The sequence below is a fragment of the Paraburkholderia piptadeniae genome (assembly GCF_900007165.1).
GTDB classification, from domain to species: Bacteria; Pseudomonadota; Gammaproteobacteria; order Burkholderiales; family Burkholderiaceae; genus Paraburkholderia; species Paraburkholderia piptadeniae.
The window spans coordinates 12,869-39,519 of sequence record NZ_CYGY02000053.1 but is presented as its reverse complement, the minus strand read 5'-3'; the positions used below and the strand labels follow the sequence as shown (position 1 = coordinate 39,519).

25 protein-coding genes are annotated in these 26,651 nt (G+C 62.3%); 14 read left to right on the top strand and 11 right to left on the bottom strand.

The window, feature by feature from the left end:
* Positions 1–128: 128 nt before the first annotated feature.
* A complete protein-coding gene (amaB, locus tag BN2476_RS27270) occupies positions 129–1,628 on the bottom strand; it encodes an L-piperidine-6-carboxylate dehydrogenase (protein WP_087737329.1) in 1,500 nt (499 codons plus the stop codon).
* A 336-nt stretch (positions 1,629–1,964) separates the two neighbouring features.
* Between amaB and BN2476_RS27265 the strand changes: the two genes are divergently transcribed.
* The gene (locus BN2476_RS27265; RefSeq protein ID WP_087737328.1) at positions 1,965–2,597 is read left to right on the top strand and encodes a helix-turn-helix domain-containing protein; all 633 of its coding nucleotides are present in this window, start codon (positions 1,965–1,967) and stop codon (positions 2,595–2,597) included.
* Positions 2,598–2,626: 29 nt separating this feature from the next.
* Here BN2476_RS27265 and BN2476_RS27260 read toward each other — a convergent pair whose 3' ends face one another.
* Together BN2476_RS27260 and pcaQ are read right to left on the bottom strand one after the other, a co-directional pair.
* Positions 2,627–3,754, bottom strand: a complete 1,128-nt coding sequence (locus BN2476_RS27260) for a 4-hydroxyphenylpyruvate dioxygenase family protein (RefSeq protein ID WP_087737354.1) — start codon at positions 3,752–3,754, stop codon at positions 2,627–2,629.
* A gap of 131 nt (positions 3,755–3,885) precedes the next feature.
* Positions 3,886–4,944: a pca operon transcription factor PcaQ gene (gene pcaQ / locus BN2476_RS27255; RefSeq protein ID WP_087737327.1), complete on the bottom strand. Its 1,059-nt coding sequence runs from the start codon at positions 4,942–4,944 to the stop codon at positions 3,886–3,888.
* Positions 4,945–5,052: 108 nt separating this feature from the next.
* Here pcaQ and pcaH point away from each other — a divergent pair, with 108 nt between their 5' ends.
* Together pcaH and pcaG are read left to right on the top strand one after the other, a co-directional pair.
* Positions 5,053–5,757 carry a protocatechuate 3,4-dioxygenase subunit beta gene (gene pcaH / locus BN2476_RS27250; RefSeq protein ID WP_087737326.1) on the top strand — a complete coding sequence of 235 codons (705 nt, stop codon included), beginning with the start codon at positions 5,053–5,055 and terminating at the stop codon, positions 5,755–5,757.
* Between the two features lie 3 nt (positions 5,758–5,760).
* Positions 5,761–6,351: a protocatechuate 3,4-dioxygenase subunit alpha gene (pcaG, locus tag BN2476_RS27245; protein ID WP_087737325.1), complete on the top strand. Its 591-nt coding sequence runs from the start codon at positions 5,761–5,763 to the stop codon at positions 6,349–6,351.
* A 208-nt stretch (positions 6,352–6,559) separates the two neighbouring features.
* On the opposite strand, the gene BN2476_RS27240 is transcribed toward pcaG, so the two are convergent.
* The 3 genes from BN2476_RS27240 to BN2476_RS27230 all read right to left on the bottom strand — a co-directional run bounded on the left by BN2476_RS27240 (position 6,560) and on the right by BN2476_RS27230 (position 9,450).
* A complete protein-coding gene (locus BN2476_RS27240; protein ID WP_087737324.1) occupies positions 6,560–6,814 on the bottom strand; it encodes an H-NS family nucleoid-associated regulatory protein in 255 nt (84 codons plus the stop codon).
* Between the two features lie 340 nt (positions 6,815–7,154).
* Positions 7,155–8,807, bottom strand: a complete 1,653-nt coding sequence (locus BN2476_RS27235) for an acyl-CoA synthetase (RefSeq protein WP_087737323.1) — start codon at positions 8,805–8,807, stop codon at positions 7,155–7,157.
* Between the two features lie 334 nt (positions 8,808–9,141).
* Entirely contained in the window at positions 9,142–9,450 is a 309-nt protein-coding gene (locus tag BN2476_RS27230) for a hypothetical protein (RefSeq protein ID WP_087737353.1), read from the bottom strand.
* Positions 9,451–9,877: 427 nt separating this feature from the next.
* On the opposite strand from BN2476_RS27230, the gene BN2476_RS27225 reads away from it, so the two are divergent.
* The 3 genes from BN2476_RS27225 (at position 9,878) to BN2476_RS27215 (ending at position 13,270) form a co-directional block, all read left to right on the top strand.
* Positions 9,878–10,777 (top strand): DUF72 domain-containing protein, encoded by a 900-nt coding sequence (locus tag BN2476_RS27225; protein WP_087737352.1) that lies wholly within the window; start codon positions 9,878–9,880, stop codon positions 10,775–10,777.
* Positions 10,778–10,965: 188 nt separating this feature from the next.
* Positions 10,966–12,429, top strand: a complete 1,464-nt coding sequence (locus BN2476_RS27220) for a metallophosphoesterase family protein (protein WP_087737322.1) — start codon at positions 10,966–10,968, stop codon at positions 12,427–12,429.
* Positions 12,430–12,448: 19 nt separating this feature from the next.
* A complete protein-coding gene (locus tag BN2476_RS27215; RefSeq protein ID WP_087737321.1) occupies positions 12,449–13,270 on the top strand; it encodes a hypothetical protein in 822 nt (273 codons plus the stop codon).
* A gap of 8 nt (positions 13,271–13,278) precedes the next feature.
* Here BN2476_RS27215 and BN2476_RS27210 read toward each other — a convergent pair whose 3' ends face one another.
* From BN2476_RS27210 to BN2476_RS27195, 4 genes are all read right to left on the bottom strand, one after another.
* Entirely contained in the window at positions 13,279–15,762 is a 2,484-nt protein-coding gene (locus tag BN2476_RS27210) for a penicillin-binding protein 1A (RefSeq protein WP_438942904.1), read from the bottom strand.
* A 166-nt stretch (positions 15,763–15,928) separates the two neighbouring features.
* Positions 15,929–17,404, bottom strand: coding sequence for a monocarboxylate uptake permease MctP (gene mctP / locus BN2476_RS27205; protein ID WP_087737319.1), 1,476 nt, complete (start codon positions 17,402–17,404; stop codon positions 15,929–15,931).
* A complete protein-coding gene (locus BN2476_RS27200; protein WP_087737318.1) occupies positions 17,401–17,598 on the bottom strand; it encodes a DUF3311 domain-containing protein in 198 nt (65 codons plus the stop codon). The genes mctP and BN2476_RS27200 overlap by 4 nt, the downstream gene beginning before the upstream one ends.
* Before the next feature lie 201 nt (positions 17,599–17,799).
* On the bottom strand, positions 17,800–18,690 hold the full coding sequence (locus BN2476_RS27195) for a LysR family transcriptional regulator (RefSeq protein WP_087737317.1): 891 nt from the start codon (positions 18,688–18,690) through the stop codon (positions 17,800–17,802).
* A 156-nt stretch (positions 18,691–18,846) separates the two neighbouring features.
* Between BN2476_RS27195 and BN2476_RS27190 the strand changes: the two genes are divergently transcribed.
* The 8 genes from BN2476_RS27190 to BN2476_RS27155 all read left to right on the top strand — a co-directional run bounded on the left by BN2476_RS27190 (position 18,847) and on the right by BN2476_RS27155 (position 25,527).
* The gene (locus BN2476_RS27190; protein ID WP_087737316.1) at positions 18,847–19,572 is read left to right on the top strand and encodes a pirin family protein; all 726 of its coding nucleotides are present in this window, start codon (positions 18,847–18,849) and stop codon (positions 19,570–19,572) included.
* A gap of 45 nt (positions 19,573–19,617) precedes the next feature.
* The gene (locus tag BN2476_RS27185; protein ID WP_087737315.1) at positions 19,618–20,028 is read left to right on the top strand and encodes a DoxX family protein; all 411 of its coding nucleotides are present in this window, start codon (positions 19,618–19,620) and stop codon (positions 20,026–20,028) included.
* 324 nt (positions 20,029–20,352) lie between these two features.
* Positions 20,353–21,489, top strand: coding sequence for a porin (locus BN2476_RS27180; protein WP_087737314.1), 1,137 nt, complete (start codon positions 20,353–20,355; stop codon positions 21,487–21,489).
* 177 nt (positions 21,490–21,666) lie between these two features.
* Positions 21,667–21,801 (top strand): hypothetical protein, encoded by a 135-nt coding sequence (locus BN2476_RS49365; protein ID WP_087737313.1) that lies wholly within the window; start codon positions 21,667–21,669, stop codon positions 21,799–21,801.
* 207 nt (positions 21,802–22,008) lie between these two features.
* Entirely contained in the window at positions 22,009–23,040 is a 1,032-nt protein-coding gene (locus tag BN2476_RS27170) for a fatty acid desaturase (protein ID WP_087737312.1), read from the top strand.
* Between the two features lie 32 nt (positions 23,041–23,072).
* On the top strand, positions 23,073–23,420 hold the full coding sequence (locus BN2476_RS27165; RefSeq protein ID WP_087737311.1) for a MocE family 2Fe-2S type ferredoxin: 348 nt from the start codon (positions 23,073–23,075) through the stop codon (positions 23,418–23,420).
* A complete protein-coding gene (locus BN2476_RS27160; protein ID WP_087737310.1) occupies positions 23,417–24,664 on the top strand; it encodes an NAD(P)/FAD-dependent oxidoreductase in 1,248 nt (415 codons plus the stop codon). Before BN2476_RS27165 ends, BN2476_RS27160 begins: the two co-directional genes overlap by 4 nt.
* Complete coding sequence (locus BN2476_RS27155) at positions 24,661–25,527, top strand: sugar phosphate isomerase/epimerase family protein (RefSeq protein WP_087737309.1); 867 nt, start codon at positions 24,661–24,663, stop codon at positions 25,525–25,527. The genes BN2476_RS27160 and BN2476_RS27155 overlap by 4 nt, the downstream gene beginning before the upstream one ends.
* Here the strand turns inward: BN2476_RS27155 and BN2476_RS27150 are convergent.
* Positions 25,517–26,554, bottom strand: coding sequence for a LacI family DNA-binding transcriptional regulator (locus tag BN2476_RS27150; protein ID WP_087737351.1), 1,038 nt, complete (start codon positions 26,552–26,554; stop codon positions 25,517–25,519). The genes BN2476_RS27155 and BN2476_RS27150 overlap by 11 nt on opposite strands.
* Between the last annotated feature and the right edge of the window lie 97 nt (positions 26,555–26,651).

The window sequence follows — 26,651 nt, the reverse complement described above, 5'->3', positions numbered from 1 at the left end:
CCACTCCAGACGAAGCGGTTCAGCGGACATCGAATGCGCAAGTCCGCGACAGGTTGAAGAATGCGAGGCAGCGGTTTAGGTACGAGAAAGCGGCGCGCAGTGTGAAAAATGCGCGCCGCCCTTCACGATCAGCCGAGATTAAAGTCGATGCCTTGAGCAAGCGGCAGTGCCGACGAATAATTGACGGTGTTCGTCGCGCGTCGCATGTAGGCCTTCCACGCATCCGAGCCGGATTCGCGTCCGCCGCCCGTTTCCTTCTCGCCGCCGAACGCGCCGCCGATTTCCGCGCCGCTCGGTCCGATGTTGACGTTCGCGATGCCGCAATCGCTGCCCGAGTCCGACGTGAAGCGCTCGGCTTCGCGCAGGTCGGTCGTGAACACACACGACGACAGGCCGTGATGCGCCGCGTTGTTGCCCGCGATCGCATCGTCGAAGTCCTTGTAGCGCAGCACGTAGAGAATGGGCGCAAACGTCTCCTTCAACACGACGGCCGTTTGCGACGGCATTTCGACGAGCGCGGGACGCACGTAATAGCCGCCCTCATAGCCCTTCACTTCGACGCGCTCGCCGCCGAACACCTTGCCGCCCTCGACCGCCGCCTGTTGCAGCGCTTCCTGCATGCGCGCAAACGACTGCTTGTCGATCAGCGGCCCCATCAGCGTGCCCTTTTCGAGCGGATTGCCGATCGGCACCTTCGCATAGAGCTGCTTCAGCCGCTCGACGGTCTGCTCGTACACGCTCTCGTGCACGAACAGGCGTCGCAACGACGTGCAACGCTGCCCCGCCGTGCCGACCGCCGAGAACAGGATGCCGCGTAGCGCGAGCTCCTGATCCGCCGTCTGCGCGACGATGCCCGCGTTGTTGCCGCCGAGTTCGAGCAGCGAGCGGCCGAAGCGCTTCGCCACTTCGACGCCGACCGTGCGGCCCATTTCCGTGCTGCCCGTCGCGCTGACGATCGACGCACGCGGGTCCGCAACCAGCTTTGCGCCGACATCGCGCCCGCCAATGACGACGGTCGTGAGGCCCGCGGGCGCATCGCCGAATTCCTTCAGCGCTTCGTCGAGGATGTGGTTCACGGCGAGCGCCGTCAGCGGCGTTTTCTCCGACGGCTTCCAGACCACGGCATTGCCGCAAACGAGCGCGAGCGCCGCATTCCACGACCACACGGCCGCCGGGAAATTGAACGCCGAGATGACGACGCAGGTGCCCATTGGATGCCACGTTTCGGCCATCCGGTGGCCGGGGCGCTCCGATGCGATCGTGAGGCCGTATAGCTGGCGCGACAGACCGACAGCGAAATCGCAGATGTCGATCATCTCCTGCACTTCGCCGAGGCCTTCCTGAAGGATCTTGCCCGTCTCCAGCGTGATGATGCTGCCGAGCGCCTGTTTCTTCTCGCGCAGCTTCTGGCCGAGGATGCGCACGAGTTCGCCGCGGCGAGGCGCGGGAACATTGCGCCACTGCTCGAATGCCTGCTTCGCGTTGGCCAGCACGGTATCGACTTCCGCCGCGGTGCGGCTCGCCACCCGGCCGATGAGTTCGCCCGTGATGGGGGAATGGACGGCGATATCGCCTGCTTGTGCGGCGTTCGTAATGCCGAGTTCGGCAAGGATGCTCGATGCGTTCATCTGGATTCCTTTGATTTCCGATACGAAACAAAAGTAAGTTCGGAAACTATACACGCCGTGATTTCTGGCGACAAGCGGCGCTGCGACACGTTCTTGCGCGATTCCGCGGATTCATAAAACAAGGGAAATATGAGGGTTTTCCCGAGTTTTCGTGTCGAGCGCTTTTCAGCGTGAATGGCGCTCGTGCACACTGTCCGGGTTCGTTTCAGATCGGAAATTCGCCGGCACGGCGGTACTTGCCGCACGCCGCGCAAGGGTGCGCGGACACGCGGATGTTATGATCGGAAACCGCCCCGAAATGCCCGAAAGCGCCACGCCGCATTGTCATTCACGCTCATGGACACCTCACTCACCAAGTCGCCTGAAACCTCGACGTCGGACCTCGGCCGGCGCGTGCGTGCCGCGCGGCTCGCACACGACCTGACGCTCGAAACGGCCAGCCGTTTGTGCGGCGTGTCGCGCTCCACGTTGTCGAAAATCGAAAACGGCCTGATGTCGCCGACATTCGACGTGCTGCAAAAAATCGTCGTGGGCCTGAAGATCGATCTCGGCGAACTGTTCGGCTCGACGCCGAAGGTCAACGCGAGCGGCCGGCGCGCGCTCACGCGCAAGGACGCGGGCCAGCGGCACGCGTATCGCGGCTATCAGATGGAACTGCTGGCGACGGACCTCGCGCACAAGGCGATGCTGCCGTTTCGCATCCGCATCACGGCGCACACGCTCGACGCCTTCGACGACTGGGGCCGCCACGAAGGCGAAGAGTTTCTGTACGTGATCAGCGGCAGCGTGTGCCTGTATTCGGAACTGTATGCGCCGACGCATCTGAACGCGGGCGACAGCCTCTATTTCGACAGCCGCACGGGTCATGCGGCCGTCTCGACGAGCGAAGAAGACGCCGAAGTGCTGTGGATGGCGACGAACGCCGATCTGCCTCATGCGGGCAAGGGCAACAATACGTCGAAGAAGTAAAGCGCGGCAATCGCCCGAAACAGGGCCGCTTATGTAGCGGCGCGCGCCTGCGCAAGCGCGCTGAGATTGCCCTCGCCGAAACCGTGATGGCCTTTGCGCTGTACGATTTCGAAGAAGATTTCCCCTTCGCGCCGCAGCACGAAAGTCTGGAAGAACAGTTGCGGCACGCCATCGGCGCCGATCTCGCCATCGACGAGAATTCGCCCGCGCTTGAGCCGCTCGATATCGAGTCCATGCCCCGGCAAGCGCGCATCGATCTGATCGTAGTAGCGCGGCGGCGGCTCCACGAGTTCGATGCCGTTCGCGAGCAGCCGGTCGACGCACGCGAAGATATCGTCGGTGGCGAGCGCGATGTGCTGCACGCCTTCGCCCGGATGATCGGGCAGATACTCGTGCATCAGGCTCGTGCGCGGCGTGCCTTCCTCGTAGAGCGGAATGCGGATCGCGCCGCACGGCGACACCATCACGCGCGATTCCGCCGACACGTGCCAGTTCGCATGCAACTCGTGAATCTCGCGGAAGTTGAGCAGATCGCGATAGAAGTCGAGCCATTCCTGCATGCGGCCCGCGCCGACTGTTTGCGTCAGATGATCGACGGCGACGAGCCCCGTGCCCGCGTGGCTCAGATCGGCCTGCGCGGTGCTGACCTCGATCGGACGGAAGTCGATGTCGAAGATGGAGATGTCGCCGAGACCGCCCTTCTGCCCTCCGCGTCCGCGCCAGCGGTCGACGAAATAAATGTGCGAATCGCCGATGCCCTGAATGGCCGGGATCACCAGTTCGCCCTTGCCGACGCGCTCGCCTTCGAATGCCCACGCGCCCAGTTCGATCGCGCGGTCGTAAGCGCGCTGCGCATCGGCGACGCGAATGCCGATCGCGCAAATGCCCGCGCCGTATTCCTCCGCATAACGCTCGGCGAACGAATCCGGCTCGGCGTTCAGCAGGAAATTCATGTCGGCCTGGCGGAACAGCGTTACGTCCTTGCTGATGTGACGCGCGATCGGCTTGAAGCCGAGCTTCACGAGGGTATCGGCCAGCACCTGCGGATGGCGCGCGGCGAATTCGACGAACTCGATACCGGCCGTGCCGAGCGGATTGTGCTCCGGGTCCGCGACGGCCTTGAGCGCGTCGGTGGGGGTCGGCAGGTCGCTGGGCATGTGCGTCTCCATGGCTCTTGCTGGTTCAACTCGACAGACAAACGGATCAGGTTGCCGCGCCCCGTGTTTTACACCGCGCGCCGCCCCTCCCGCAACCTCGATTTTGTACTAATTGGTTCAAAGATGCACCTCTAGCGCGGCGCTTGTGCGTTTTTTGCGCTGCGTCGCGGCTTCGCGCTCTTCCTCGCCGCTGTCTTGCCGCGCCGCTCCTGCGAGCGCGCAGTGGCCGCAGTGCCCGCGGTGCCCGTGGTGCCATTGCGCGCGAGACGCTCACGCGCGACCTTGCGCACCGCGTCGATCAGCGCGCGGCCTACGGGCGTGGGCTGCGTGTCCGAGCGCAGGATCAGCCCGACTGGCTCCTCCGTGCCCGCAACGGGCAACGGCAACGGAACGAGCAAGCCATGCGCCAGTTCGTATTCGATCGCGCTGCGAGGCACGAACCACACGGCATCGTTCTCGAGCGCGAGCGCGCGGCCAACCGACACCGACAGCACCTCGACGAACGACGACAGCGGCGGCACGGCCCACGCGCGCAGCAGGCTCTCCGCCGACTGCCGGATCAGCGTCCCGTACGGCGGCACGACGACGGGAAAGCGATGCAATTGCGTCGTCGGCGATGCGGCGCCCGATGCCATCGCATGCCCGGCGCGCACGACGGCCACGAGAGGCTCGCTAAACAGCTGTTCGAACGTGAGGCCCACCATCCGCTCGGGATCGGCGAGCCTGCCGACAGCGAACTCGATCGTGCCCGCCTTCAGACGTTCTAGCAGCTCGGTGTTCGAAGCCGTCTTGAGTCGCACGATCGCATTGGGCCACTGCTCCGCGAAAAGCCGCAGCACAGGCGGCACGAGCGACGTGGCCACGGTCGGCAGCACGCCGATATCGAGCGTCGCGGCCGCCTCGCCTTCCGCGCGCGCGAGCAGATCGACGCCCTGGCGCAGCGCGCTCACACACGCGCTCGCGTGCGGCATGAAAAGCAGCCCTTCGCGCGTCGGCACGGCGCCGTGGCGGCCGCGCTCGAAAAGGCGCACGCCGAGGATGTCTTCGAGTTCGGCGACCGTCTTCGATACGGCGGGCTGCGTGATCGACAGACTCTCGGCCGCCTTCTGCACGCCGCCGAACTGCGCGACGGCCAGAAAGCACTGCAGATGACGGAACTTGACGCGGCTGTCGGCGAGGCTGCGTTGCATAACAGTTCGTTATACGAGACGGGAAAAAACGTCATTTTGCATAACTTCCTGGCTTCTATAAAGTCACGTCATCCACTACCCATAATCGAATCCCCAAGGAGACATCTGATGGACGATTCCAGTCTGAGTCCGCGCGACTTCGCTTCGCATCCCGCCTATGTCCATTCGCCGTATGGTTCGTCCGTCAAGCGCGGCCCGACGCGTCCGCTGATTCCGCTGAAGGAGCGGCTGCGCGACCAGCGCGTGCCCGTCTACGGCGCGGAAGATCTCGGCGCGCTCGATCATGACCTCACGCGCAATGCGGCGAAAAACGGCGAGCCGCTCGGCGAGCGCATCATCGTGACGGGACGCGTGCTCGACGAAGGCGGCCGCCCGGTGCGCAATACGCTCGTCGAAGTGTGGCAGGCGAATGCCGCTGGCCGCTACGTGCACAAGAACGACCAGCACGATGCGCCGCTCGATCCGAACTTTCTCGGCGCGGGCCGCTGCCTGACCGATAACGAAGGCCGCTACCGCTTCATGACGATCAAGCCCGGCGCGTATCCGTGGGGCAATCACCCGAACGCATGGCGCCCGAATCACATCCACTTCTCGCTGTTCGGCGACTACTTCGGCTCGCGACTCGTCACGCAGATGTACTTCCCCGGCGATCCGCTCCTGCAATACGACCCGATCTTCCTGGGCACGCCGGAACAGGCCCGCGACCGGCTGATCTCGCGCTTCACGCTCGACGTGACGCAGGAAGGCTTCGCGCTCGGCTACGAATTCGACATCGTGCTGCGCGGCCCGAACGAAACCCCGATGGAGCGCTAAATCATGACGACGCTTAAAGAAACCCCTTCGCAAACGGTCGGACCGTACTTCGCATACGGCCTGTGCCCGCAGCAATACGATTTCGATCTGAAGAGCCTGTTCACGGGAACGTTGGCCGAGCGCGAAGCAGCGGGCGAGCACGTCACGCTCGTCGGCCAGGTATTCGACGGCAACGGCGAAGCGATCGGCGATGCGATGCTCGAAGTGTCGCAAGTGGACAGCGAAGGACGCTATCCGCAATCGCGCGAGGACGTGGCAAAGACGGGCTTTCGCGGCTTTGCGCGCTTCGGCACGGGCACGGACCCGCACAAGCGCTTCATCATCGAGACGGTGAAGCCAGGGCGCGCATCGCCCGAAGAAGCGCCGCATCTGAACGTGATTCTCACGATGCGCGGCATGCTGCTGCACACGTTCACGCGCGTCTATTTCGACGACGAAGCTGCGGCAAACGACAAGGACCCGGTGCTCGCGAGCGTTCCCGCGGAGCGCCGCGCGACGCTGATCGCAAAGCGCGAGGAGCGCGGCGGCAAGGTCGTGTACCGCTTCGACATTCACATGCAAGGCCCGAACGAAACGGTGTTCTTCGACCTGTGACCTGTAATGCGGCGCACGCTGAATCGACAACACGAGAGCCTTGCATGCATTCCATGCAAGGTTCATCGCGTATTCACAAATGATCGTTAGGATGCGTTGCGCGAGTCAAATCGCGCAACGAAACTCCGAGCAGTATTTTCGAAGCCCGCCACATTGCGGGCCTTTTTTCGTTTGAACCCGTTTCGACTCGACGACGTGAGAGTCACTCTCAGACGCGGAAGTGCTCGATGTCCTGACCGGCGTTGATCGCGCGCGTGAGCCAGTCGGGGCGCTCGCCCGTGCCGTCCCATTCGTGTCCAAAAGCATCGCGGTATCTGGGTATGGCGGCATCGGCGATTAGTGCCGCTTCGAGTGCTTCGAGCGTAATGCCGAACTCCTCCATGCGGCGCCGAATCCACAAGATCAGCCGCTCACGCGCTTGACCGTCGAGGTCGAGCGTCCGATGTTCCTCTCGCTCTTTCATAACGTGCCGATAACGTTTAGAACAACGCGGCCAATAAGCTCGCGTCAAATAGATTAAAGGCCTCGCGCTTGCTGCGAAGCCTTAATACGACTCTGCCAATATTTGCGGCCCGCAGATAATCGGCCCCGGCTAACTGATTTCCGGCCGATTGAATGGTCGTGAAAACCCGCACGGTGAGTACTGGATCTCATCAACGGACCTTGAAGAGCCAAGGCCGGTTCCCTGAATTGAACCCGATTCTAGCATTCATTCCCGCGTTCGCGCCGCATTCCTCCATGATACGCGCGCCGCGAAAAGCGGCGCGGGCTCTCGCTTTCCACAGGACGCGCGGATTTGCGTGCTAGGCATCGCCGCGCGTCTGGTCGATTGCACTCGACGATTTCACGCGCGCGCGCAATTCGAACTTTTGAATCTTGCCTGTAGAGGTTTTCGGCAATTCGCCAAACACCACGGCTTTGGGCAATTTGAACCCGGCAAGGAATTGCCGGCAGTGCGCGATGATTTCTTCGGCGCTCGCGTCCATGCCCTCCTTCAGTTCGACGAATGCGCACGGTACTTCGCCCCATTTCGGGTCCGGCATCGCGACGACGGCGGCAACCGATACGGCGGGATGCCGGTACAGAACATCTTCGATCTCGATGCTGGAGATGTTCTCGCCGCCCGAAATGATGATGTCCTTGCTGCGATCCTTGATGCGCACGTAGCCGTCTTCCGTGATCACGCCGAGATCGCCCGTATGGAACCAGCCGCCGCGAAATGCGGCATCGGTGGCGTGCTCGTTCTTCAGATAGCCCTTCATGCAGATATTGCCGCGAAACATCAGCTCGCCGATCGTCTCGCCATCGCGCGGCACGGGTTCGAGCGTATCGGGATCGCACACGTCGATCGCCGCCTGCAGGTGATAACGCACGCCCTGGCGCGCGTTGAGCCGCGCGCGTTCGTCGTCGGCGAGCGCTTCCCACGCGTCCTGCTTCGCGCACACGGAGGCCGGCCCGTACACTTCCGTGAGCCCATATACGTGCGTCAGATCGAAACCGATTGCCTTCATTCGCGCGATCACGGCAGGCGACGGCGCCGCGCCCGCGACCATCGTCGATACGCGATGCGCGATGCCCTCGCGCCATTCGGCGGGCGCATTCGCGAGCGCGCTTTGCACGATGGGCGCGCCGCAATAGTGCGTGACGCCTTCGCGCCGGATCAGCTCGAACACGAGCTTCGGATCGAACTTGCGCAGACAGACGTTGACGCCCGCGCGCGCCGCGACCGTCCACGGAAAACACCAGCCGTTGCAGTGAAAAAGCGGCAGCGTCCATAGATACACCGCGTGCTTCGGCATGTCCCATTCGAGGATGTTGCTGAGCGCGTTCAGATACGCGCCGCGATGGTGATAGACGACGCCCTTCGGCTCGCCCGTCGTGCCCGACGTGTAGTTGAGCGCGATGGCGTCCCATTCGTCGGTGGGCGGCGTCCATGCGAATAGTGGATCGCCGTCTTGCAGGAACGCTTCGTAGTCGGTCGCGCCCGCGAAGTGTTGCGCACGCGCGGGCATCGCATCGCTCACGCTGACGATGCGCAATTGCGGGCATTCCTGCGCCGCGCGCTGCGCAAGCTCGCCGAATTCCGTATCGACGATCAGCACTTTCGCTTCGCCATGACGCAGCATGTAAAGGATCGACGGAATATCGAGTCGCGTGTTGAGCGTGTTCAGCACGGCCCCCGCCATCGGCACGCCGAAGTGCGCTTCGATCATCGGCGGGATATTGGGCAGCAGCGCCGCGACGGTATCGCCACGGCCGACGCCCGCGCGTTGCAGCGCGCTCGCGAGTCGCCGCGCGCGCTCGTACGTCTCGCGCCACGTGCGGCGCATGTGGCCATGCACGATGGCGAGACGGTCGCCATAGACGTCGGCGGCTCGCGCGATGAAATCGATCGGCGTCAACGGAACATAGTTGGCCTCGCGGCGCCCGAGGCCCGCGTCGAACATGTGCGTCATGGCTGTGTCTCCTGCGGAGCGTGCGGCTCCGTCAATCATGTGAAGTCGTTATGCGAAGCGTGGCGGCGGCGCCCGGTGCGTGCAACTGAAAGCGGCACGTCGAATCGATATGCCACCGCGCGTGCGTAATGGCCAGAACTGGAATGGCCAGCGCTGATTATCGAGCGCAAGCGCCGCAAAAGAATCCGGTGCCGGAACGTTGCTGATCGTGCGAAGCGGCAACGCGTGAAGCCGGCGCGCGGCGTGCGCATCAAACGCGCCGCACGCGAGAAATGGAATACCGCGTAAATGCGTTTTATAAAATCACCGGCTGAAACGCGGGCTAAACGCGCAATCAGACACGTGGCAGATCGTCGATGAACTTTTCGATGTGGCCGTCAGGGACGTCGGTGTCGATCCCGTCGATGCCATCGGCGTGCGAGACCGTTTTGATCTTGGGACCCAGCAGGTTCATGCCGCCGAGCGTGAAGAGGGACCAGACGGCATTGCCGGAATGAATCGCCGTCACGACGTCCGACACTTCGACGATTTCGTGCGGCGAGAGCCATTCGTTCGTTTTTGGATTGACGAGGGCCCACCGGACGTGGGTGACGCGATCCGTCATAGGGTTAATGCGTACGGCATCGATAGCATAGGTTGCCATTTCCACCTCCATCGTCGTCTGAAGGCATCGTAGCACTTATGTCTGGTTAGACGAAGCGAACCGGCGTGATCGGTACTTTTGGGGCGGGGCAGAGGCAACGCGAACGCATCAGGCGCGATGCGCGGCGGGAGAGAATAAGACGGACGCGGCCCGCGGGCCGCATACCGATGGACCCATTCGGACGCAGGCGCTTCCCTGCACGGCCGTTGCCCGGATGTACTCTGCGGCGCCGACCGCCGCGTAACAGCCGCTGTGCACGGAATTGACTGCAACTTCGAATGGCTTCCAATTTGTATAACGGTCGTGCGCAAATCGAATTGAACCCGGGTTTGCCCCAATACCGGATGTGGCGCATGCAGATCGTCGCGGTATGCATCGACGTAACATGCAGTACGATGGCCGCACTGACCCGCACACGAGGCCCGCCATGTCGATCGAAGTCGGGACGGCGTCGTGGACCGACGCCACGCTGATCAAATCCGGCCGCTTCTATCCGAAGGGCTGCACGAGCGCGGAAGCGCGCCTGCGTTTCTATTCGAGCCAGTTTCCGATGGTCGAAGTCGACGCGTCGTACTACGCGATGCCCAGCGTGGAGAACTGCGCGCAGTGGGCCGAGCGCACGCCCGAGCACTTCACGTTCAACGTCAAGGCATTCCGGCTTTTCACGGGACACCAGACTGAGCGCAAGTTCTTTCCGCCGGACATCCAGCCGCTGCTGCCGCAGAACGACAAGCGGAACCTCTATTACCGCGACGTGCCGCCCGACATCATCGACGAGATGTGGCGTCGTTTCTTCGAGGCGCTCGAACCCTTGCGCACAGCAGGCAAGCTCGGCGCGATCCTGTTCCAGTTCGCACCGTGGATCTCCACCGCGCCGCGCGACAAGGCGCACGTCACGCACTGCGCGGACCGGATGGAACCGTATCTGACGGCCTTCGAGTTTCGCAACGCGAGCTGGCTCGATGAGCGGCACCGCGAATCGACGCTCGCATTCGAGCGCGAGCGCGGCCTCGTGCATGTGGTAATGGATGCACCCGAGGGCGTCGCGAACCGCGCGCATACCGTATGGGAAGCGACGTCGCCGGAACTGGTGATCGTGCGCATGCATGGCCGCAATGCGGAAACATGGAGCGGCAGCGCGACGGCGTCGGGCCGCTTCAATTACGACTACTCGGAGCGCGAACTCGAAGAGATCGCGATGCCCGTACGCGAGATCGCCAAACGCGCGGGGCGCACGCATGTCGTTTTCAACAACTGCTTTGAGGACTCCGCGCAGCGCAACGCGCATTCGATGATTCGCATCCTTCAACAAGAGCGGTTCGCTTAACCAATTGCATCACCACTCAATAGCCTTTGGCGAGCCGCGCATTCGCGCGCGTCATTCGTTGCGCTACTTTCCCGGTTGCAATTCAGTCTGCATCGACTAGCCTCGTTTTATTCAAAGCAATTACAAAACGCTTTCATAAGACAAATAAGGCAAGCGACGCTCATGAATAACGACGCCAGGGTGTATCGATGCTATTGACCGGCTATGTGCAGGCCAGCGAGCCGGGCGTGCTGCAACTATGGATCGGCATATTCGGCGTGGCCGCGCCGCCCGCGCCACAGGTTTTCATCGACCGGCAAGCGGCCCTTCCACTCGCGCCTGCGCAGTTCTTTCCGATCCGCGATTTCAGTACCGACGACGCCGGCCAGCCGATCAATCACCAATGCGTGATGCGCTTCAAGGTATCCGACGAATCGAGACCGCGTCAGATCCGGATCGACGCCGATGGCGAATCGTTTGAATTCGCGAGTACTTCGTTGCCTCAAGAAGTGCCGACGCTGATGAACGGCAGCTTCAATATCCTGCTGTCGTCGTGCTATTCGCAGCCAGAAGATCTCGATGGACTGCTCGGCACGATCGTCTCGCAGATCAAGGTGCAACCGCATCTGACGGTGCTCGCGGGCGATCAGGTGTACCTCGATCTTCCGCTCACGCAGCATGTGCCCGACCGGAACCCGGACCGCGCGCATCTGCTTGCCAACAAGTACTACCTCAACTGGCTCTCCGGCGCACTGCGCGTGCCGGGACTGCAATCGGTGCTGGAGCGTGCGCCCGTCGTGTGCATTCCCGACGATCACGAGTTCTGGAACAACTACCCGTTCGCGCAAAAGCAGTTGCCCGACACGTGGACGGATGCATCGCGCCAATTGCTCGGCGATACGGCGCGCGCGCTATACGAGGACTATCAGATCGGCGGGCCGCCCGGCAGCGCGGGTGGTGCAATACGGCTCGACGTCGAGCCGCTGAAGATGCTCTTCGTCGATATGCGCTGCGATCGCGACAGTACGCTCACGTCGTTGATGGGCCCCAAGGCTGTCGCCGCAATGCATGCGTGGGAAAAAGATCTGATCGATGCGCATGCAGCGGGTAAGCCCGCCGTCGGCCTGCTCGCGTCGGGCCAGGCGCTCTTTATCGATCCGCCGCAAAGCGACTGGAGCAAGAAAACCTTCGATGCGGAAATGCCGAATTACCAGCAGTTCAGCGTATTGCAATCGACGCTCGGCCGGCTTGCGGATAACGGCATTCCCGTCGTCTACATGACGGGCGACGTGCATTGGGGACGCGTCGCATCGGGTCACGATCTGCCGACGAACACCGCGCTTTATGAAGTGATTGCATCGCCGTCGCGGCTCATTCGTGTGCCGTTTCTCGACACGGCGAAAGAAGCGACCAATTCGATCAAAGGCATCTTCGGCGCAAAAGCCCCGTGGCCGCGCCATTCCGACCCGGAGCCGGTGCCTGATCGCTTCGGCCTCAATCATCGCTTCGCGCTCAAGCAGGAATATGGGCAGCGCGGCGACCAGGTGGCGATCGTATCGTTCACGCGCGTCGGCAGCGGCGTCGATATGCAGGTCATGTACTACGGCATTTCCAGCGACAAAGCGATTTCGCAATCGGTATCCACGACGCGCTTCGAACTGCGCGCACGCTAACAGGAAATGAGGCGAGGCCATGCTCAAGATCGTACGATCGACAACGACGCAATCGAATCCGCAATTCGTTTCATTCGACCGCGAGGACGGCGAGAGCAATACCGCCTGGGGCGAGCGCGCCGTGCTCGACATGAAAGCGGGCGGCCCCGATGAGTGGACCTATGTGGTGCTGCTCGGCGGCAGCGATACGCTGGCGTTTCGCGTGCGCGTCGCGCAATCGCATTTGCGGCACGACATGCTGCCGTCGTTCTGGTCCGAATCGATACTCGTCAAGCTCGCCGACGCGTCGCTCGTCAACGCTCAAGCGCTGCATGTGCCTTTGCATCAGCCCGAAGGCCCCGCGTTTGCGGCGCGCGTGAATGGCGTCGTCGCGCGTCCGCTCACGGATTTCGACGACACGAAGCGCTTTCCGAATATCGCCGTCATTGCATTGCCCGTCGAGCAAGAGAAAGTGGTCGGCAAGGTGCCGAGCTTTCAGCAGTCACGCGCGACGCTCGATGCGCTCGAACACGTGTTGCGCTGGCTCGCGTTTGCGTGGGGCGCGGCGCGCACGCCGAATCCGTTGCACGACAACTATGGCTTGCCGTCGACGTGCATGATCGAAACAGTTTGCGCAGCGGCCAATTTCGACTTGACGCCAGGGCTCGAATCGAGAGCGTCATGTCCCGAAGCGATCTGGGCCGCCGCTAACTACTGGCACGAGTACTTCGAGAAGTTCAACGGCAGAGAACCGATAGGCCGCTATTTCACGCCGCATACGTACCCGATCGTCGAGCCGTCCGCGCCCGATGCGCCTTCGCCTTCGTCGTCACCTGCGCCTAAGCACAAGGCGAAGCGATGAGCGCAAGATCAGGGTTGTGAAGTGGGCGCGCTGTCGGACGGCAAAGCAGGCGTCGGCGCGAGCACGGGCGGCTGTGATTCGCTAGTGCCCGCAGCAGGCGCGCTCGCCGCTGCCGTCGCGCTCGCCTGGCCAGGCGTTGGGAGAATCGGCGGCTGCGATGCGGCGGGCGAGATGATCTGCGGCGGCTCGGCATCCGTCGGCGCGGACGCTTCTGAAGCAGGCGGCGCGTTCTCCACGACGGGCGCCGCGGGCGCAGAACGCGGCTTCGCGCGCGGAGCAGGCGCAGGCGTTTCGCTCTTGCCCGACGACGGGAACAGATGCGCCATCCACGCGCGCAGCTTCTCGCGGAACGTCTCGAACATACCCGGCGGCGGCTCTTGTTCAAACTTCACGTGCGAATCGACAAGACGCGAGCGCAGCGCCCGCTGGAAGAAGTCGCCGACAATCGGCAATGCGCTATGCGCGCCCTGCCCCCAGTAATCGCTGCGCAACGTGACGCGGCTGTCGTTGAAGCCGACCCAAGCGCCCGCGACCAGTTGCGGATGCATCAGGATGAACCAGCCGTCCGCGTTGTCCTGCGTCGTTCCCGTCTTGCCCGCGACATCGGCGCGAATGCCGAAGCGCGTGCGAATCGCCGAGCCCGTTCCCTTGTTGACGACCGAGCGCATCGTATCGATCAACGTCAATGCGCTCGCGACAGGCATCACCTGATCGGCGCGCGACGGCTGAAATTCGGCGAGCACTTCGCCCTTGCGGTCTTCAATGCGCGTGACGATCATCGGTGCGAGCCACGCGCCTTCATTCGCGATCGTGCTGTACGACGACACCATCTCCTTCAGCGTCACAGGGCTCGTGCCGAGAGCCAGCGACGGCACCGCTTCGAGCGGGCTTTCACGCACGCCCATCGAGCGCGCAAGCCGCGCGACCTTTGCCGGGCCGACCGTCTCCATCAGTTGCGCGGTGATGCGATTGCGCGAATATGCGAGGCCGTCGCGCAACGTGATCGGACGGCCGCTCGGCGCGTCTTCGTCGCTCGGGCGCCAGACCTCGCCGCCTGCGAGCGGAATTTCGACGGCCTGATCGGGGAACGTATCGTCCGGTTTCGCGCCCTGCTCGAATGCCGCGCCGTACACGAAGGGCTTGAACGTCGAACCCGGCTGACGCCGCGCCTGCGATACGTGATCGTACTGATCCTGCGTGAAGTCGCGGCTGCCCACCCAAGCCTTGATCTGCCCGTCACGCGGGTCCATTGCGATGAACGCGGCCTGCACGCGCGTCTTGCTCTCGCACAGCGACTTCATGAATGCGCGATCCGCCGACAGATGCTTGAGCGCATCTTCATCGCTGATGCCCGAGTCTTTGGCGCTGCGGTATTCGGGCGTCTCGCGAATGAACGCGTCGAATAGATCCTTATGGCCGGAGCATGCGCCGCGTGCATTCCACGCAGCATTGGCAATCGATTGCAGCTGATTGCCCTGCCACGTCAGCGCCTGCGTGGCCATCGTCTGAAGACGCGCGTCGATCGTCGTGCGCACGACGAGGCCATCCGAATAGATGTTGTAATCGTTCGCATCGGCCCATGCGATCAGCCATTTTTTCAACTGTTGCGCGAAATGCGGCGCGGGACCAGGCGGCTCGGTTTGCCGTTCGAAATCGACACGCAGCGGCCTGCCCTTGAGCGAATTGAATTGCACCACCGAAAGACGGCTGTACTTCACCATCTGTCCGAGCACGATATTGCGCCTGTCCAGCGCGCGCTCGGGATTGATCACCGGGTTGTAGTAGCTATTGCCCTTCAGCATGCCGATCAGCGTCGCACTTTCGAGCACGGTGAGATCACTGGCGGACTTGTCGAAATAGGTGCGCGCCGCCATTTCGATGCCGTAGGCGTTGTAGAGAAACGGCACCGTGTTCAGGTAGGTTTCGAGAATCTCGCTCTTCGTATAGACGGCTTCGATCTTGAATGCCGTGATCGCTTCCTTGATCTTGCGCGTGAGCGTCGGCGCGCGGCCGATGTCGTCGGGATAGAGATTGCGCGCGAGCTGCTGCGTGATCGTCGATCCGCCCTGGCGGTCGCCTGAGAACGTGTGCAGCGCGGCGCCCGCCGTGCGGCGAAAGTCGATGCCGTGATGTTCGTAGAAGCGGTGATCTTCCGTCGAGATCAATGCGTCGATGACGTGCGGAGAAATATCGGAGAGCTTCACCCACACGCGGTTGGTCGGCTTGAATTCGGCGAGCAGCTTGCCGTCGGCCGAATAGATTTGCGCGGGCTGCTCGATCTTCGCCTTGCGAATGTCCCCAATGCCGGGCGTAAATGGAATCAGGATCAGCACGTAAAGCAGCACGAGCGCAGGAATGGCCGCAATCGACAACGCGACGCCACGCCATGTCGGGTGGCGCAAACGTTGCACCGCGCTCATTGCGTACGGCTTCAGACAGGCCCACGCCCTGAAGAAGATTTCCCGGAGAAACGACAGTATCGACCGTCCCACGCTAACGCACCATCGGCAGAAAAGCGTGCATCCTACCAAAAGAGCGGGAACCTACAGGCGTTTTGCAAGAATCGCCGACCCGCCGACGCAATGCCCTAAAAGACAACGGCCGAACCCGCGCTGCTTGCGCAGACGGGTTCGGCCGAAGCGTGGTGCTAAAGCGTTATCAGGCGTGCGCGCGCTTTGGCGTGATCATCGAAACGACGAACGTCACGACGATATTCACGACGAGCGCGATCAGACCGATATAGATCGGCCACGTCGAACCGCCGATATGCAGCGCGAACACGGGCTTGAGGCCTTGCGAGATAGCGAGCCCCGTGCCGACGACAATGCCGACCAGCCAGCCGAGGAACAGCCCCGGCGTATTCAGGCGGCGCGTGTAGAGCGTGAACACGATGGCCGGGAAGATTTGCAGAATCCACACGCCGCCGAGCAGTTGCAGGTCGATTGCGTATTGCGTCGGCAGGAACACGATGAAGAGCAGCGCGCCGAACTTCACGACGAGCGACACGATCTTCGCGGTGGAGGCTTCCTGAGCCGCCCCCATGTTCGGCGACACGATAGGACGCCACAGGTTGCGCGTGAACAGATTCGCCGCGCCGATCGACATGATCGCGGCGGGCACTAGCGCGCTGATCGCAATCGCCGCCGCCGCGAAGCCCACGAACCACGACGGGAACAGCGTGCCGAAGAGCATCGGCACGACGTCGGACGCCGATTTCACGTGCACGCCGGCCGCGATCGCCATATAGCCGAGCAGCGCGATCAGGCCGAGCAGCAGCGTGTACGCAGGCAGGAAGATCGCGTTCTTGCGCACCGTCTGCATCGACGAGGACGACAGCACAGCCGTCATCGTATGCGGATACATGAAAGCCGCGAGCGCCGAGCCGAGCGCCAGCGATGCAAACGCGGTGAATTGCGAAGGCTTCAGGGTGATGCCCGTCGCGCCGCCCTTCGCCTGGAAGTACTGGTCAGCAGCGTCGAACACATGACCATAGCCGCCGAGCTTCACGGGGATCAGCCACACCGCCGCGATCACGACGATATAGATCATGATGTCCTTGACGAACGCGATCATCGCCGGTGCGCGCAGGCCGCTCGTGTACGTATAGAGCGCGAGGATCACGAACGCGATGACGAGAGGCGCCTCGCCCGTCACGCCGAGCCCCTTGATCACGACCTGCATGCCGACCAGTTGCAGCGCGATGTACGGCATCGTCGCGACGATGCCCGTCAGCGCGACGGCAGCGGGGAACCATTTGCCGCCGTACTCGCCGTGCACGTAGTCGGCAGCCGTGATGTGGTTCTTCGCGTGCGCGATCTTCCACAGTTTCGGCATCACGGCAAACACGAACGGATAGACGATGATCGTATAAGGCAGCGCGAAGAAACCATACGCGCCGACCGAATAGACCAGCGCGGGCACGGCGATCACCGTATAGGCCGTATAGAAATCGCCGCCGACGAGGAACCACGAAATGATCGTACCGAACTGGCGTCCGCCGAGGCCCCACTCGTGCAATTGAGTGAGGTCGCCTGCTTTCCATCGCGCGGCAATGAAGCCGAGTACCGTGACGAGCAGAAAGAATGCGATGAATACGGCCATCGCGACCGGGTTCACGGGGTTGAGTTCGCTCATTTAATACCCCGGTAAACGATATAGATCAGCAGCGACGTGAGCGGAACCCACAGGAACTGATACCAGTAGAAGAAAGGAAAGCCCGCGAACGAAGGGCGCGTGTCGTTGTAAAACGGCAGCCACAACAACGCGATATAGGGGATCAGCAAGATGAGCCATAGCCACGAGCGGCCGGCCGGTTCGGTAGGTTCCACGATTGTCCCTCTTTGGTCTATCTGATTGATTCGGCCTTGCTTTGGCGCCGCGTCAATATGCGCGCGTTTGCATATTTCGGTGGGCACCCGCAAAGGTACGCGCATTATCTGCGAAAACCTTCAAAAGTGCTGGCAGGGCACCCGGTCCTTAGGGTCTACCGGCAGATCCATCGGACCCAATACGTGCAAACACGTTGCAGGTTATTTGCGTAACGCCTTCGCAAAACGGCCGCGCAGAAACTGCGTGAACGCGCGGATTGTCACGGACGCCTGCCTGTGCTGCGGATACACGGCATAAAGCGTCAACGGCGGCGAAACGAACGTATCGAGCACTTCGACGAGCTTGCCGCTCGTCAGCGCATCGGCCACGATGAATTCCGGCAGGCGAGCAATACCCAGACCTGCGATGGCGGCGTCGCGGATCACTTCGCCATTGTTCACGCGCAGCGGACCGTGCACTTCGATCGTCTTGCTCGCGCCATCGACGATGTACTCCCAGCCGGTGCGCCCTTCCTGCCCGTACAGCAGGCAGGCATGGCGCGCGAGATCGTCGGGCGTCGCGGGCGGGCGCCGCGCCTTGCGATAAGCGGGACTGCAACACGACACCATGCGCATTTCCGCGAGCTTCTGCGCGATCAGCGTCGAGTCAGCCAGCGTGCCGATGCGCAGCGCCATGTCGAAGCCCTCACCCACCACGTCGACGACCCGGTCGCTCAGATCCATGTCGATGCGCACATCGGGGTTCGCGCGCAGGAATGCGGCGACGAGCGGCGACAGGTGAATCATGCCGAACGACATCGGCGCGCTGACCCGCAGCAGCCCGCGCGGGTCCGAGCGCCCCGACGACATCGCCTGCTCGGCGTCTTCCACGTCCGCGAGGATGCGCGTCGCGCGCTGGTAGAACTCATAGCCGAGGTCGGTTACGGCGAGCTTGCGCGTGTTGCGCACGAGCAGGCGCACGCCGAGGCTCGCTTCGAGTGCCATCACGCGCCGGCTGACGAACTGCTTCGACAGTTGCAGGCGGTTCGCGGCCGCCGTGAAATTGCGCGCGTCGACGGTGGCGACGAAGATTTTCAGGTCGTCTAGCTGCATCGGGTTCCGCCTCTATTGTCTACTCAAATGCGACAGTGATTCCCATTTTACGTCGATTATAGTCACTCCGATTGACCTACACTTCTCTCACTGCTTCAGACAACGACACCGTCGCTGTCATGAGAAGCAAAGGCAATCGATAAACGGAGATGGGAAATGATCGACATCAGACACGCGAATGAACGCGGGCGCGCCGAACACGGCTGGCTCAGCTCGCGCCATACCTTCTCGTTCGCGAACTACTACGACCCGAAGCAGATCGGCTTCTCCGACCTGCTCGTGATCAACGACGACCGCGTAGTCCCGGCCCGCGGTTTCGGCAAGCACCCGCATCGCGACATGGAAATCTTCTCGTACGTGCTGGAAGGCGCGCTCGAGCACAAGGACTCGATGGGCACGGGCTCCGTGATCGTCCCCGGCGACGTGCAGTTGATGAGCGCGGGCACGGGTGTCGCGCATAGCGAGTTCAACCATTCGGCACACGAGCCGGTGCACTTCCTGCAGATCTGGATCGCGCCGTCGGTGAAGGGCGCGACGCCGCGTTATCAGCAGCAGAACTTTTCTGCGCAGGACAAGCGCGGCACGCTGCGCCTCGTGCTGTCGCCCGATGGCGCGAACGGGTCGCTCGAATTGCGCCAGGACACGCGCGTGTATGCCGGTCTTATCGACGGCAACGAAACGGCAGGCGTCGAGCTGGCCGCTGACCGCTACGCATATGTGCATGTTGCGCGCGGCAGCGTGAAGGTGAACGGCGTCGAGCTGAAAGAAGGCGACGGCGCGCGCATTCGCAACGAACGCCGACTCGAATTGACGGATGGGCGGGACGCGGAAGTTCTCGTATTCGACCTGCGCAATAACGAAGTATCGGAACTGTGGTCGTAAGCGGCAGACGCTGACAGCGCAACTACATTGAAAGAGGCATTGAACATGAACGCTTTTATCGAACAACGCAAGGACGCACTGCTGCTCGTCGGACGTGTGCTTTTGGTCGTGCTTTTCGTGCTGTTTGGCTGGAGCAAGCTCACCGGCTTCTCCGGCACCGAGCAGTACATGGCGGCAACGGGCGCGCCAGCGCCCGCCGTGTCGGCGATCATTGCAATCGTGATGGAACTGGCCGTCGGCATCGTGATCGCCATCGGCTTCAAGACGCGCCCGCTCGCGCTGCTGCTTGCCGTCTATACGCTCGCCACCGCGTTTATCGGCCATCACTTCTGGACGCAAACGGGCATGGAGCATTTCGTCAATATGATCAACTTCTACAAGAACATCAGCATCATCGGCGGATTGCTGCTCTTGTTCGTGACGGGTCCGGGCAAGTACTCGATCGATCGCGTCTAAGCAGGCTTTGGAAGTTGTCAAGCAGGGCGGCCACTGGCCGCCCTTTTTCGTTGTTGAAATCGCAATTGGGCGCAAATCGCTGCAATTGAGGCATCGGCGCAACACTATTGTCACGTTCGCAGCGTAGCCGAAATCGATGTGATAAAAGTCCGCGTGCCTGCATCGAGCCAGGCGCGCACGAGCCAGGAGACTCCACAAATCGGCCTGACGGTTTGCAACGCGTCATTTGCACACACGCATTGGCGTCGCAAATGCAGATCGGCTCGCTCGTCGCGCGTAAAACAAAATGCTCACGCAGGGTTCTCAACAGATGAAAAGACAACCATGACAAAACAACTCAAACGAACGGCCGCGGCATTGGGCGCATCGGCGATCGCCCTCGCCTGCCAGGCCGCATTCGCGCAAAGCTCGGTCACGCTGTATGGCGTCGCGGACGTCGGCATTCGCTATCTGACGCACTCCAACGCGAACAACGACGGGCGCCTCTTCATGACCAACGGCGCAATTACAAACAGCCGTTTCGGCCTGAAGGGTTCCGAAGATCTGGGCAATGGCCTGAAGGCGATCTTCCAGCTGGAAAGCGGCATCGATCTGCAAAGCGGCGCGCAGTCGGATAGCAAGCGCCTCTTCAATCGCGCGGCCTATGTCGGCCTGTCGAGCAACTACGGCACGCTGACGCTGGGCCGTCAAAAGACGCCGCTGTTCGATCTGCTCGGCGATACGTACGATCCTCTCACCGTCGGCAACTACTTCGAAAACGCGTGGCTGCCCGTTGCATTGGGCGCAGGACTCTACGCGGACAACGCTGTGAAGTACGACGGCAAATTCGGCGGCCTGAACGTCAAGGCGATGTATTCGTTCGGCACGGACTCGACGTCGACGGGCGCAAATGGCTTCTCCGGCCAGATTCCGGGCCACCTCGGCGCGGGCAACATGTACGGTTTCACGGCGTCGTATACGCTCGGCTCGCTGAGCGTCGCAGCAGGCGTGCAGCAGAACAGCGACAACTCGAATCACAAGCAGACGATCTTCAACGCGAATGCCGTCTACGCGTTCAGCAACGCGAAGATCTATGTCGGCTATCTGCATTCGAAGGACGACACGGGCTTCGTCGACAGCACGCTCTCGCAGCGCGATCTGACGCTCGGCGTCGACATCCTGAAGGGCTCCGGCCGCAAGGACGATGGTCCGTTTGCGGGCGTGACGTGGCAAGCGACACCGGCACTGCTGCTGACGGGCGCGTTCTACTACGACCACATGAAGAACGCGGCAATCGGCGGCGGCGCGCTCGGCAGCGGCAACCGCTACACGGGCGTGGCCTTGGCGGAATACGCGCTGTCCAGGCGCACGGAAGTGTATGGCACCGTCGACTTCAACAAGGTCACGGGCGCAGCGACGGTCGAGCTCCCCGGCACGTCGAACCAGACGGGCGTCTCGGTCGGCATCCGCAACATCTTCTGATGATGGCCGCCACACGCGTTCGGTAACGCGCGTGCGTGCGTCAAGGCGGGCGTCATGGTCTTTGAAAGGCCATGTCGCCCGCTTTTCATTTCAGCCGCTCAAAACACCTGCCGGGAAGAACTATGATATACAGGGAAAACCCTTGATTCGCAGTCGCTCTGTTCGAGCAGTACCCGCATGAAACGCATTGCCGCCTTTTGCCTGACGACGTGGTCCGCCGCTGCAGTCCTTTATTTCGGCCAACACTCGGTTTCACTCATCGTATTGAGCGGTGTGATCGTGTTCGGCGGATTCGATCTTCTGCGCCCCTGATCCAGCCAAGCCCCGCTTGACTGCGCCACCCGCACGCCGTTCGCGCGGCATGATGGAAATCCATCATTTTTCGACGTGAGACCTAGCTCTCCTTCCACTATCTTTGTGCAAACGGAATAAGTCCTGAAGCGCTCCGCTGAAGGAAATCCCGCAAACGCAAAGCATGCAACAACAACTTTGCATGGGACCAGAGTAAGGAGACAACTCATGTCCTCGACTTCGGCCGTCGATGGTCGCGCATCAGCGCCCCAGGCAGACGACTCGTCCTTAGACGCGCGCATCGCGCAGCAGTGGTATCAGCCGCGCATTCCGCGCGCGGTGCTCAAGGAACTGATGAAGCGCGACGATGCCGCGGGTCTGCGCAATTTCATTCCGTGGCTCGTGCTGCTCGTCGCGTCCGGCGCAATGGCGGCCTTCGCGTGGGGCACGTGGTGGGCCGTGCCTGCGTTTTTCGTCTACGGCACGATCTATTCGTCGAGCGACGCGCGCTGGCATGAGCTGTCACACGGCACACCGCTCAAGACGCGCTGGATCAACGACGCGCTCTATCACCTGTCGTCGTTCATGACGATCCGCGAAGGCTACTGGTGGCGCTGGAGTCATGCGCGCCACCACACGCATACGTACTTTCAGACGCGCGACCCGGAAATTCAGGTCACGCGCCCGACGAAGGTACTGCCCATCATCCTCGATTTCGTCGGACTGGTCGGCAGCTCGCTCGAAATCAAGAAGATCGTGCGCCACGCATTTGGCCGCGTCGATGCGGCCACCGACGCCTTTCTGCCCGCAAGCGAAAAGCCCAAGATGATCTGGTCGTGCCGCATCTATCTGGCCATCGTGATCGGCACGATCGCGCTGGCGATTGCCATGCGCAGCTTTCTCCCGCTGATGTTCGTGTGGACGCCGCGCTTCTATGGCGGCTGGCTGCATCAACTGCTCGGCCTCGCGCAGCATGCGGGGCTTGCCGTCAACGTGAAAGACCATCGGCTGAATACGCGCACCGTACATACCAACTTCGTGTTCCGCTTTCTTTATCTGAATATGAACTATCACCTCGAGCATCATTTGCTGCCGATGGTGCCGTTCCATGCACTGCCGCGTCTTCACGAAGCGATCAAGGACCAGTTGCCGCCCGCGTATCCGAGTGTGTATGCGGCGTACCGCGAAATGGTGCCCGCGTTGTGGAAGCAGCGCACGGACCCCACGCATGTGATCGAACGAAACCTTCCCACGGCCTGACGTAGAAGAACACTGGAGAAGAGGAAAGCATCATGAGCGTCGAAACGAATGCAAAGATCCACTGGATTGCGGCGTGCGCGCCCAATGATATCGACGAAGAAGACGTCATGCGCTTCGATCACGAAGGCGCGAGCTACGCGGTCTATCGGATCGCGGATGGCTACTATGCGTCCGACGGCTGGTGCACGCATGAGCAGGCGCATCTCGCCGATGGCTTCGTCGTGAATCGCGAAATCGAATGTCCGCTGCACCAGGGACGTTTCGACATTCCCAGCGGCAAGGCAATGAGCGCGCCTGTGTGCGTGCATCTGAAGACGTACCCCGTGCGTGTCGAAAACGGCGAAGTACTGCTTGGCCTTCCCGTGCAGGAGGCGTCATGAGCACACATCCCGCGATGGTGATCATCGGCGCAGGCCAATGCGGCGCGCGCACCGCGCATGCGCTGCGCGAAAACGGCTGGGACGGAGAGATCACGCTGCTCGGCAACGAATGCACGGCCCCTTACGACCGGCCGCCGCTGTCGAAAGCCGTGCTGCTCGGCGAGCGAAGCACGGCGCAGTGCGCGTTCTATGACGAAGCGTTCTATCGCGACCGGCGCATCGATCTGCGTGTCGATGCGTGCGTGCAGAAGATCGATCGCGGCGCGCGCAAGGTCATCCTGAAGGACGGACGCAGCATCGACTATCAGCGTCTGCTGATCGCGACGGGCGCCGAACCCAGGCGTCTCGACGTACCGGGTGCGAATCTCGAAGGCGTGTATCTGCTGCGTACGGCAGACGACGCCAATGCGCTAGCCGAAGCGTTGCAGCCTTCGCGGCGCATCGCGATTGTCGGCGCGGGCTTCATCGGCCTCGAGGTCGCGGCGTCGGCCGTTGCGCGCGGCTGCGAAGTGGTCGTCATCGAAGCGGGCGCGCGTGCGTTGATGCGCGCGGTGCCGGAAATCGTCGCGGGCTATCTGATCGACAGGCATCGCGAGATGGGCGTGAAGATTCATTTCGCCGCGCAGATCGAACGGCTGCTGGGCACGACGCACGTGACGGGCGTCAAGCTCAAGGACGGCACGCAGATCGCGTGCGATTGCGTGGTCGTCGGCATTGGCGTGAAGCCGCGCACGGAATTGGCGGAAGCCGCGGGCATCGATGTCGCAGACGGCATCGCCGTCGACGATACGTTGCGCACGAACGACCCGCACATTTTCGCAGCAGGCGACGTGTGTTCGTTTCCGCATCGCCTGTTCAGGCGGCGCATGCGGCTCGAGTGCTGGAAAAACGCCGAGGACCACGCGCGCATCGTCGCGCGCAACATGCTGGAGCGTGGCGAAACGTATTCGGAAGTGCCGTGGTTCTGGTCGAATCAATACGACATGACGATCCAGATCGCCGGCATGCCAGCATTCGGCGTGCAGACCGTCGTGCGCGAAACGGGCGCGACGTCACGCATTTTCTTCGCGCTCGATCGCGATGGCGTGCTGGTCGGCGCAAGCGGCGTCGGCAAGCTCGCCGAGATCGCGCGCGATGTGCGCGTCGCTCAGGCGCTGATCGCGCAACGCGCATGCATCGAGCCTGCAAAGCTCGAAGATCCCGCCGTCAAGCTGAAAAGTCTCGTCGCCGCGGAGGCGGCATGACGCAACGGCTTGCCGTCTATCAGTCGCTGTGGGCCATGGAGCGCCGTCATACGGATGGCTTCGAGCGCTCGCTCGAAGAAAACGTCGCGATGATCGCGCAAGCGGGTTTCGAAGGCGTGAGCGCGTCGTATGGATCGCGCGACGATGTGCGGCGCCTCACGCAAGTTCTCGCGCCACACGGTCTGCAAGCGGAAGCGCAATGCTTTCCGCGCACGGTCGACGATCTCTGCCCGATCCTCGAGCATGCCGTTGAGTTCGGCGCGCATCATATCGACCTCCAGCCGGATGTGAGGCCGCGCCGTCTCGCCGATGCGCTCGCGCTGATCGACGGCTGGCAGCGGCTCGCGGAACAGGTGGACATGCCCGTCTACATCGAAACGCATCGCGACCGCATGACGACCGATCTGCATTTCACGCTCGATCTGCTCGATGAAAGGCCGGATCTGCGTCTGCTCGGCGATCTTTCGCATTACCTCGTCGGCCGCGAGTTCGCGTGGCCCGTGAACGAGGAAAACGAAGCCGCGATGCAGGGGATCATCGATCATTCGTGGGCATTTCATGGGCGCGTCGCGAGCCGCGAACAGGTGCAGATCGAGATTTCATTCGAGCCTCACCGTATGTGGGTCGATCTGTTCCTGCGCTGGTGGCGCGATGGTTTCGTTTCATGGCGCAAGCGCGCGGGCCCCGACGACACGCTCGTATTCACGTGCGAGCTAGGACCGAAGCCCTACGCGATCATCGGGCGCGACGGCAACGATACGACGGACCGCTGGGCCGAATCGCTGCTGATGCGCGACTGGATACGCGATCTTTGGAATGACGTGACGCGGGACGAAGCGCCCGCGCTCGAGATCAATCGGTAAGCGGCAGGTTCTCGCGCAACAGCACCGACACGGGAATCTGCTGCGCCATCGTCACGCCCGGATCGCGATGATAGTGACGCAGAATGATTTCGATCGAATGCAGCGCTTCTCCAATCGGGTTTTGATCGAGCACGGCATCGAGCACGCCTTCGATCAGAAGGCGTCGCGATGTGTCGTTCAGCTCGTGTCCGATCAGCACGGTCCTGTGCACGCGGTCCATTGCGCGCAGCGCGTTGCCGATGCCTTCGTCGCCGACCGAGATGTTGTAGATGCCGCGCAGGTCCGGATAGCGGCGAAACGCGTCGCGCGTCAGGCTTTCGGTGATCGACGTCTGTTCGCGGCTTTCGACTGTCTCGACGATATCGCAAGCCGGAAAGCGCCGCCGCAGCACGGAACGAAATCCGCTTTCGCGTTCTTCATGGCCGAGAAAATCATGCATGCCCGTCATTACGAGCACCTTGCCGCCGGCATCGCCGAGAAAGCGGCCCATCAATTCGCCGGCGACGCGCCCCGCGCAGCGATTGTCGATGCCCACATAGGCGAGCCGCCCCGTGCCCGGCAGATCGCTTGCAAGCGTGACGACGGGCATTCTGTGGCTCACATGGCGCAGCGCCGCGGTGATATCCGGATGCTCGTACGCGACGATCACGAGCGCATCGGCCTTGCGCGTCGCCCGCTCGATCGCTTCGACGACGGCATGCGGCTCGAGGCTGTCGAAGTACGTGACCGCGCAAATCACTCGCTGCGTTTCGAACGTCTTTTGCGCCAGTTCGAAACCCTGCTTCAGATGCACGTAGTACTGCGCGACGGGCTGCTGCAACAGGACCGCGATACGCAGCCAGCGCACCGACACGGACTCCAGCGCGCGATCGATTTTCAGCTTGCGCGCCCATTCGAGCACGCGAGTTTCCTTGTCGCGCGATACGCCGCCGCGCCCGTTCAATACCCGATCGACTGTCGCCTCGCTGACGCCCGCCGCGCGCGCGATGTCGCTCATGCTCGTCTTGCGGCGGCGGGACTCGGTCATGATCGGATTCGTTGTGATCGGAATAGCACAATGATCGCATCGACGCCGCACGCGCAGCAAGCCGCGTGATCCGCTATTCATAGCAGTACCTTGTTCT